Source organism: Bacillus sp. REN10 (assembly GCF_016820555.1).
Taxonomy (GTDB): domain Bacteria; phylum Bacillota; class Bacilli; order Bacillales; family Domibacillaceae; genus Bacillus_CE.
Genome location: NZ_JADHDW010000027.1, coordinates 1 through 8,820, shown reverse-complemented (window position 1 = coordinate 8,820; position 8,820 = coordinate 1). Strand labels below are relative to the sequence as shown.

General features: G+C 39.8%; 8 protein-coding genes, 1 tRNA gene, 1 rRNA gene and 1 pseudogene. 3 read left to right on the top strand and 8 right to left on the bottom strand.

Going from position 1 to position 8,820, the window contains the following annotated elements; all coding sequences use genetic code 11:
- Positions 1-67 (bottom strand): 16S ribosomal RNA (locus IRB43_RS17390); the annotation flags it as partial.
- 494 nt (positions 68-561) lie between these two features.
- Here IRB43_RS17390 and IRB43_RS17385 point away from each other — a divergent pair.
- Positions 562-1,257, top strand: a complete 696-nt coding sequence (locus IRB43_RS17385) for an MgtC/SapB family protein (protein WP_203364714.1) — start codon at positions 562-564, stop codon at positions 1,255-1,257.
- A gap of 347 nt (positions 1,258-1,604) precedes the next feature.
- On the opposite strand, the gene IRB43_RS17380 is transcribed toward IRB43_RS17385, so the two are convergent.
- Positions 1,605-1,677, bottom strand: a tRNA-Ala gene (locus IRB43_RS17380).
- A gap of 116 nt (positions 1,678-1,793) precedes the next feature.
- Here IRB43_RS17380 and IRB43_RS17375 point away from each other — a divergent pair.
- Entirely contained in the window at positions 1,794-2,786 is a 993-nt protein-coding gene (locus IRB43_RS17375; protein ID WP_203364713.1) for a potassium channel family protein, read from the top strand.
- On the opposite strand, the gene IRB43_RS17370 is transcribed toward IRB43_RS17375, so the two are convergent.
- A complete protein-coding gene (locus IRB43_RS17370; RefSeq protein WP_203364712.1) occupies positions 2,773-3,180 on the bottom strand; it encodes a YugN-like family protein in 408 nt (135 codons plus the stop codon). The two genes, IRB43_RS17375 and IRB43_RS17370, sit on opposite strands and share 14 nt — an antisense overlap.
- A 121-nt stretch (positions 3,181-3,301) precedes the next feature.
- A complete protein-coding gene (locus IRB43_RS17365; protein WP_203364711.1) occupies positions 3,302-4,657 on the bottom strand; it encodes a glucose-6-phosphate isomerase in 1,356 nt (451 codons plus the stop codon).
- 238 nt (positions 4,658-4,895) lie between these two features.
- Here IRB43_RS17365 and IRB43_RS17360 point away from each other — a divergent pair, with 238 nt between their 5' ends.
- Positions 4,896-5,129 carry a DUF378 domain-containing protein gene (locus IRB43_RS17360; RefSeq protein ID WP_203364710.1) on the top strand — a complete coding sequence of 78 codons (234 nt, stop codon included), beginning with the start codon at positions 4,896-4,898 and terminating at the stop codon, positions 5,127-5,129.
- Between the two features lie 71 nt (positions 5,130-5,200).
- Here the strand turns inward: IRB43_RS17360 and IRB43_RS17355 are convergent, their stop codons facing one another.
- The 4 genes and pseudogenes from IRB43_RS17355 to IRB43_RS18340 all read right to left on the bottom strand — a co-directional run.
- Entirely contained in the window at positions 5,201-6,445 is a 1,245-nt protein-coding gene (locus IRB43_RS17355; RefSeq protein WP_203364709.1) for a Glu/Leu/Phe/Val family dehydrogenase, read from the bottom strand.
- Positions 6,446-6,490: 45 nt separating this feature from the next.
- Entirely contained in the window at positions 6,491-7,690 is a 1,200-nt protein-coding gene (locus IRB43_RS17350) for an ornithine--oxo-acid transaminase (RefSeq protein WP_203364708.1), read from the bottom strand.
- Positions 7,691-7,845: 155 nt separating this feature from the next.
- Positions 7,846-8,667: pseudogene (locus tag IRB43_RS17345) on the bottom strand (RNA-guided endonuclease InsQ/TnpB family protein).
- Positions 8,668-8,743: 76 nt separating this feature from the next.
- A partial coding sequence (locus IRB43_RS18340) for a hypothetical protein (protein ID WP_481748142.1) occupies positions 8,744-8,820 on the bottom strand: 77 nt, incomplete at its 5' end.

Here is an 8,820-nt window from a genome sequence, read left to right as displayed (position 1 = left end):
GCTCGACTTGCATGTATTAGGCACGCCGCCAGCGTTCGTCCTGAGCCAGGATCAAACTCTCCAAAAAGATGTTTGCATTGCACATGGATGTGCAGGCATCTGCATTGTCACAGAACGTGACTAATTTAGCAGATGTTCCTTAACTCATAAATTGCTTCACTTAGATAAACTAAGTTTTTTGAATTAACGTTGACGTTTATTTTGTTCAGTTTTCAAAGATCAATTTACTTAAGTGCGACTCTTCTATCTTATCACATATCCGAATAAAAATCAAAGTTTTTTTAGCTTGCTTTACTCGTTGTCTTTCGGACAAGTAATAATATATCATGATAAAAACTTAAAAACAAGAACTTTTTTAAAAAAATATATTTTTTATCGCATATTATGCAGCTTATACATTATTCTAGTCTTGCTCTGTATAGAATAATGTACAAACTTTGTTATCCGCCATTGCTCTTCTATCATGATTAGCATTTATCTAGTTGTTAATTTATACTGTATTGAATCATCATTTTATCATTATATATGAATGTTCTTCTAGTTCAGAAAGAAGGTATGCTTATGGATTGGCTATTTGAAGCCGAGATACTAATCAAACTTATTCTATCAGCTGTGTTAGGATTAGTTATTGGATTGGAGCGTGAATTAAAAAGAAAGCCCGTCGGATTAAAAACGAGTTTAGTCATTTCTATTGTGAGCTGTTTACTAACGATCGTATCAATTGAGTCCGCTTATAAATCTCCAGGAAGTGACTTCATCAATATTACGATGGATCCTCTGCGTTTAGCCGCACAAATTGTTTCAGGAGTGGGTTTTTTAGGAGCTGGAGTGATTTTACACAGAAACAACGATAGCATTTCCGGTTTAACTACAGCTGCTATGATTTGGGGAGCAGCCGGGATTGGGATCGTGGTCGGAGCTGGTTTTTTCGCAGAAGCAATTACAGGCCTTGCCTTATTAATTTTTAGCGTTGAAATTATCCCTCTTATTTTTAGACTGTTTGGCCCGAGTGGATTGCAGCGAAAAGCTCTATTTATTAAAATGACCATCAAAAATAAAGATAACTTGGATGAAGTGATCCACAGCATTGAAGAAGAAGATATCGTGATTACTCGACTGCGTATTAAAGACTTAAAAAAAGAAGCGCATTTATTAGAATTAAATGTATCTGTCTATTTCCAACGAAGTACAACTGAAGTGTATCACACGATATCTGAACTTCCTTATGTCGATAATATAGAAATTGCCAGTTTATAAAACAAACCTTTCGGGAAGAAGCCTTACTATTATATCCATATTTAACAGACCTTTTTCGTCTGTAATATGGATAGGGAGGCTTCTTTTCTTTTTCTGTCACCTTTAACATAACTTTGTTAAAAGAGGAATACTTTACATACGATAAGGGAAAAGGAAAAGAAAGAGCGTACCTTAAAATTCAGTTTACTGAAAGGAGAAAGTTCTATGACTACCAAATGGATTCGTCTCGCTGGAGGCTCTGTATTGATTGCTACAATTATCGCTACCATATTATTGACAAGTTAATCGGAAGGCACCTAACATATACAAAAAAACCTGCAAAGTATACTTTGCAGGTTTTTCCAATATGGAGACTATCGGGATCGAACCGACGACCTCTTGCATGCCATGCAAGCGCTCTCCCAGCTGAGCTAAGCCCCCGTAACATATCTTAAATAATATTATATTCAAATTATGATAAATAGCAATGGTTTTTGTTTCGATTTTGCAAAAAAGGACATACTGTTGACAGCAAAAAAGCGGAAGGAGAACAACTTATGCTTCAGCAATTATATTTTAAATTTGTCGAAGCTCCAATGATCGTCAGAATATTTTCGATTGCGGTTTTTATCATCGTCTGTTTTGGAACCTCTGTTCATTTCATTGAACCACAAACATTCCCAACCGTCTTTGAAGGCGTTTGGTGGGCCGTTGTTACAGCATCTACAGTCGGTTTTGGTGACTACGCACCGAAAACCGTACCCGGACGGCTACTTGGCATCGGATTAATTTTCATCGGAGCAGGCTTTTTATCTTCTTATTTTGTTCATTTAGCAACGACAGCTGTTGCATCACAAAACGCCTTGAAAGAAGGAAAAACAATGTATACACAAACCCATCATTTAATCATTGTTGGCTGGAATGAGCGATCAAAAGAAATTATTGATCAGTTACAAGAACTGACTGTTCCCCGCCGGATTGTGCTCATCGATGACTCCTTACAAGCAAATCCATACTCAACAAGAGTGGTTCATTTTATTCAAGGAGCTCCTTACAAAGATGAAACATTAAAAAAAGCAAACATCAAAGAAGCTAGTATGGTACTCATTACAGCTGATCAACATAAAAATGAAGTGTATGCGGATATGAATTCTATTTTGTCGTTAGTCGCCATCAAAGGATGTCGCGCCGATCTTTATTGCGTAGTGGAGATTTTAACGAAAGAGCAAGTCGTTAATGCGCAGCGAGCTGGAGCCAATGAAGTGATCGAAACAAACCGTCACGCTAGTTCGATTATGCTAAACAGCTTATATTTTGATGGCATTTCTAGCACTGTCATCCATTTACTCGACCCTTCGAATGGTGGACACTTAAAAATATTGTCTACAAAAGAAGAATGGGGTCATTTGAGCTTCGGCCAGTTAGCGCCACTTTTATTACAAGAACAGACGTTATTAATCGGCATTCAAAGAGAGGAAAAAACGTACATTAATCCCCCCTTTGAATTTCCCATTCAGCCAAAAGATGAGCTCTTAATTATTCAACGTTAAGTTCAGCTTCCACCTCTTCAAGCAGCCGTTTTCCTGCAATCACATACTTTTCTTTCAATTGACCATCAGGATCTTGCGGTTCAGAAAACTGATTCACCGAGCCGCTGATCACCCCTGCCTCCGCATGATCATCAAGCCCGCGCTGATATACATGCGCTAGTACATATGGTTGACCGAAACGAACCGATACTCCTGGTGAATCTAACTGTCCGTCTGTCGCTGAAAAAGGTAAACGTAAAAACTGATACCCTCCTTCATCATCGATTTTATAATCAAATGAACCATGATCATAATCCCAATTGCCGCCAATCACAAACCCCATCGGCTTTAATTTTTGTTCTAGCTCGTATAAATTAAACTGCTTCCCTTGTAACGGCGATATCAATTCAATCATCTTATACTCCCCTTTCTGCATGAAAGTTTTCTATAGTGTTCCCTAAAATAAAAGAACTATGTCGACATGATGTGAGATGGCTCCACAAAGCAAAAAAAATTGCGGATTTCTCCGCAATTTTTTATTCAGATATTAATCTTTGCTCGAGGCTTTGTTTTTTATCTTCATATCCTGGCTTCCCAAGCAAAGCAAACATATTCACTTTATAAGCTTCGACACCCGGTTGATCAAATGGGTTGACCCCTAATAAATAACAGCTCATCGCGCAAGCTTTTTCAAAAAAGTACACAAGGTAACCAAAGGAATAAGCATCCATTTTAGGAATAGTGACGATTAAATTAGGTACGCCTCCATCTGTATGAGCAAGCAACGTTCCCTCAAAAGCTTTCTCATTTACAAAATCGAGCGTTTGTCCAGCTAAATAATTTAATCCATCCAAATCAGACGCATCTTCTTCAATCAGTTGTTCTTGTCTTGGTGTCTCTACTTTAATCACCGTTTCAAACAAATCTCTACGTCCTTCTTGAACATATTGTCCTAAAGAATGAAGGTCCGTTGAAAAGTTCGCAGAGGCTGGAAAAATCCCTTTTCGGTCTTTCCCCTCACTTTCTCCAAACAGTTGCTTCCACCATTCAGAAAAATATTGCAGCCCTGGCTCATAGTTCACCAGCATTTCAATCGTCTTTCCTTGATTGTACAATATACGACGGGCTGCCGCATATTGATAAGCGATGTTTTGATCTAGCTCAGATTCACTTAAATCTTCAACCGCTTGCGCTGCCCCTTTCATCATGTCCGTAATGTCTACTCCACTGACCGCTATCGGCAATAAACCAACCGCTGTCAACACCGAAAAACGTCCACCTACATCATCAGGAATAATAAAGGATTCGTATCCTTCATTTAAGGAGAGCGTTTTCAAGGCTCCTTTCTCACGATCAGTTGTGGCATAAATCCGCTGCTTCGCTTCTTCTTTCCCGTATTTCTCTTCTAACAGCTTGCGGAACATCCGAAAAGCAACGGCAGGCTCGGTTGTTGTGCCAGATTTAGAAATCACGTTAATTGACCAATCTTTTCCTTCTAATACATCGCATAGTTCTTTCATATAAGAAGAGCTCAAATTATTTCCAGCAAAAAGAATTTGTGGAGTGGTTCGCTTTTCCTTAGGCAAAAGATTGTAAAAACTATGGCTCATCATATCGATCGCCGCTTTGGCTCCTAAGTAAGAACCGCCAATCCCAATGACAACTAACACATCCGAATCACTTTTAATTTTGTCAGCTGCTCGTTGAATGCGAGTGAATTCTTCTTTGTCATATTGAACAGGTAATTCAACCCATCCAGTAAATTCCCCACCTTGACCTGTTTTTTCATGCAAGGAATGATGCGCCACCTTTACGGCATCTCGCAAATACTCCAATTCATGTTCACCAAAAAAGGATAATGCCTTGGAATAGTCAAACTTAATATGGGTCATTGTCATGAGACCTCCATTTTACTTTTTTCATTCTTACTTTAACTGTAACGAAGGGATGAAGCAAGGAAAAAAGGTAGAATTATTTTCTTTTTTTAGCAACAACTACAGAACTGTTCACAAAAGATATTTATAAGAAATAACAACTAAAAATCCATATATGAACGCGCCGTTTACTCAATGTATAAAAAAAAGAAGATGACACATACTAAAGCTGTCATAGATGAAAGGAGGGAATCAAATGAGCGGACTTCAACGTTTCGCTTTAGCCTTAACCATTATTGGAGCTCTTAACTGGGGATTGATTGGGTTATTCCGCTTTGATTTAGTAGCTTCCATATTCGGAGGCCAAACATCGGGTCTTTCTAGAATTATTTATACACTAGTTGGTCTTGCAGGGCTCATTAATCTTGGTTTACTCTTTAAACCAGACGAAGAAGTAAGATTCAGAAGGACTCCTACTTCCGATACGTAATAAAACACAGGCCAGTGAGAGCGATCTCACCGGCCTGTTATATTTGGCAATTTTATGTGGTTTTTATCTAATTATACCCATCCTCTGAATTTGGAAGCTTCAGCTGTTCTACGAACTCCCACCATGTAAGCGGCTAAGCGCATGTTCACTCCACGCGTTTGAGCTGTTTCATAAATGTTGTTGAACGCAGCAACTAACGTGTCTTTAAGCTTGGCGTTGACTTCTTCTTCTGTCCAGTAATAACCTTGGTTATTTTGCACCCACTCAAAGTATGAAACGGTTACTCCACCAGCACTTGCTAATACATCAGGTACCAGAAGAATGCCGCGCTCTGTTAAAATTTTCGTTGCTTCTAATGTTGTTGGACCATTCGCTGCCTCTACAACGATAGACGCTTTAATGTTATGAGCATTTTCCTCTGTAATTTGGTTAGAGATCGCTGCTGGTACTAAGATGTCGCAGTCAAGCTCTAAAAGCTCCTGGTTAGTAATGGTATTTTCAAACAATGTAGTGATCGTTCCAAAACTGTCACGACGATCAAGTAAATAGTCAATATCTAAACCGTTAGGATCATGAAGCGCGCCATAAGCATCTGAAATACCGATTACTTTCGCTCCCGCATCATGCATAAATTTCGCCAAGAAACTTCCTGCGTTACCAAAACCTTGAATGACAACACGTGCGCCTTCCACGTTAATGCCCACTTTTTTAGCTGCTTCTTTAATACAGATTGTTACCCCTTGAGCTGTTGCTTTCTCACGCCCATGAGATCCACCAAGAACAAGCGGTTTTCCTGTAATAAAGTTTGGAGAATCGTACTCGCGAATGCGGCTGTACTCATCCATCATCCATGCCATGATTTGAGAGTTTGTGTATACGTCCGGAGCTGGAATATCTTTTGTCGGGCCAACCATTTGGCTGATCGCACGAACATATCCACGGCTTAAACGTTCGATTTCTCCCATTGACATTTGACGAGGGTCACAGACAACTCCCCCTTTTCCTCCTCCATAAGGTAAGTCCACAATACCAGCTTTTAGCGTCATCCATGCTGCTAACGCCTTTACTTCTTCTTCATTCACTTCAGGATGAAAGCGAACTCCTCCTTTTGAAGGACCAGCTGCATCGCTATGCTGTGCTCGATATCCAGTGAACACCTTTGTAGATCCGTCATCCATACGGACTGGAATACGGACCGTTAACATGCGAAGCGGCTCTTTTAAAAGCTCGTACATTTCTTCCGTATAACCCAGTTTTGTCAACGCCTCTTTAATGACATTCTGAGTAGATGTGAATAAATTTAGATTTTCCGACATTTGATATTCGCCTCTTTTATCTTATTATCAGTAATTTGTACAAGGTTACCCTAGCACTTTTTGAATGCGTTCGATTGCCCAATCCAATTCCTCTTTTGAAATGACTAATGGCGGGGCAAAACGGATCACCGTATCATGGGTTTCTTTACAAAGCAAGTTTTCTTCTTTCAATGCTTCGCAATATTTGCGAGCTGGTTCGGTAAGCTCAACACCGATAAACAACCCTCTGCCTCGAACTTCTTTAATGATGGGGTTTTTGATCTCTTTTAGTTTGCCCACAAAATATTTTCCTAATTCTAAGGAACGCTCTGCAAGTTTCTCATTCTCTAATACATCTAGAGCAGCTAGAGACACCGCGCAAGCCATTGGGTTTCCTCCAAAAGTTGAACCGTGGGAGCCAGGATTGAACACACCTAAAATATCCTTGTTAGCGACCACACAAGAGATCGGGAACACCCCTCCTCCAAGCGCTTTACCAAGAATATACATATCCGGTTCAAAACCTTCCCATTCACAAGCAAACATTTTTCCTGTACGAGCAAGACCTGCTTGAATTTCATCGGCAATGAACATGACATTATTTTCTTTGCATAACTCATAAGCAGCTTTTAAGTAGCCTGCTGGCGGAATGTTGATGCCTGCTTCTCCTTGAATGGGTTCAACAATGAAAGCAGCTGTGTTCGGTGTAATCGCTTTTTTAAGAGCGTTTACATCTCCGTACGGAACCAACTTAATACCAGGAAGCATCGGTCCAAAACCGCGTTTGTATTCTTCTTCTGATGACAGTGATACTGCTCCCATTGTACGACCATGGAAGTTACCTTCGCAAGCAATAATTTCTGCTTGACCATCAGAAATTTTTTTTACGTCATATCCCCAGCGTCTCGCCGCCTTTAATGCAGTCTCTACAGCCTCTGCCCCCGTGTTCATCGGCAGAGCCATTTCTTTATTCGATAATTGACAAATTTTCTCATACCAAGGGCCAAGTTGATCATTGTGAAAGGCTCTTGACGTTAATGTTACCCGATCCGCTTGCTCTTTAAGCGCCTGAATAATTTTCGGGTGTCGATGTCCTTGATTGACAGCAGAATACGCACTAAGCATATCCATATACTTATTACCTTCTGGATCTTTCACCCAAACCCCTTCAGCTTCAGAAATCACAATTGGTAGTGGATGATAATTACGAGCGCCATATTGCTCTGTTTTTTCAATAATTTGTTGAGACTGAATGTTTGTCGTCATCCGTATTCCGTTGCCAAAACCTTATAAAAATCTATAAAGCCTTGTTTACTTCTTGCTTCCTCGTGCCTGCTTTTGCCGAAGCTACTTGCATTTGGTATGACACTCCACAAGCGTAAATTCCGGTACAACGAACCGTACACATTAGCCAAGTCTTGTTATTGACCGACGGCTAATTTTCCATAGTTAGCTAAGTTTATAGCTGCGTTTAAGTCTCTATCCATTTTATTCCCACACTCGCATTTGTAGGTGCGATCAGAAAGTTTTAAATCTTTCTTGATCTTCCCACAAGAGGAACAGGTCTTAGAAGATGGGTAAAAACGATCAACTTGCATGAACTCAATCCCGTACTTCTCACACTTGTACTTTATTTGACGGATAAACTCATACAGCTTTTGATTAGCTACAGCTTTTGCTAAGTGACGATTTTTCATCATTCCGCTGATGTTTAAATCCTCCATCACAACCTTACATGGCTTGGTTTTCACCACTTTAGTTGTAACTTGATGAAGATGATTCGTGCGAATGTTAGTTAATCGTCTGTGCAGGCGTTGTATTTGCTTTTCGATTTTTATAATGTTGCTTGTTTTGACGAACGATTCTCCCTCCTTATTCATCTCATATTTACGAGAAACTTTGCGTTGCAACCGACGTAAACGTTTCTCGGTCTTGCGTACTGCTTTGGTTTTATTAATGTTTTTAAACACTTGTCCATCTGAACAAACCGCTAATTCTTTGATTCCTAAATCAACACCATTGTTGGAAACATCACTGAGCCACTTGAAGTCCTCTTATTGTTTGAGTCGAGTAATTTCTTTTCGCAAGGCACCGTCTGATATAAACTTGTTACCCTGTGCATAGTTTTCTTGCTGTCTGTTTAATGTCCAATTGTACGTCCATCGTGCAGTTCCAACGGACTTCCATAACTGTATTTCTTGTTCAGGAGTTGGCTTTAGCCTAACTTTTTTCGCTAAGATCATCTTTTGCCAACTCCTTCAACATTTTCTTGGCTTTATTTGCCCTCTTTCCTTCATTAGATCAAAGATGCGACAAGCATCATAACATTTCTGACGTTGTTTTTGCTTGCATATGCAGCTGTAAATAATCAGGTCCGCCCGCTTTCGAATCCGTTC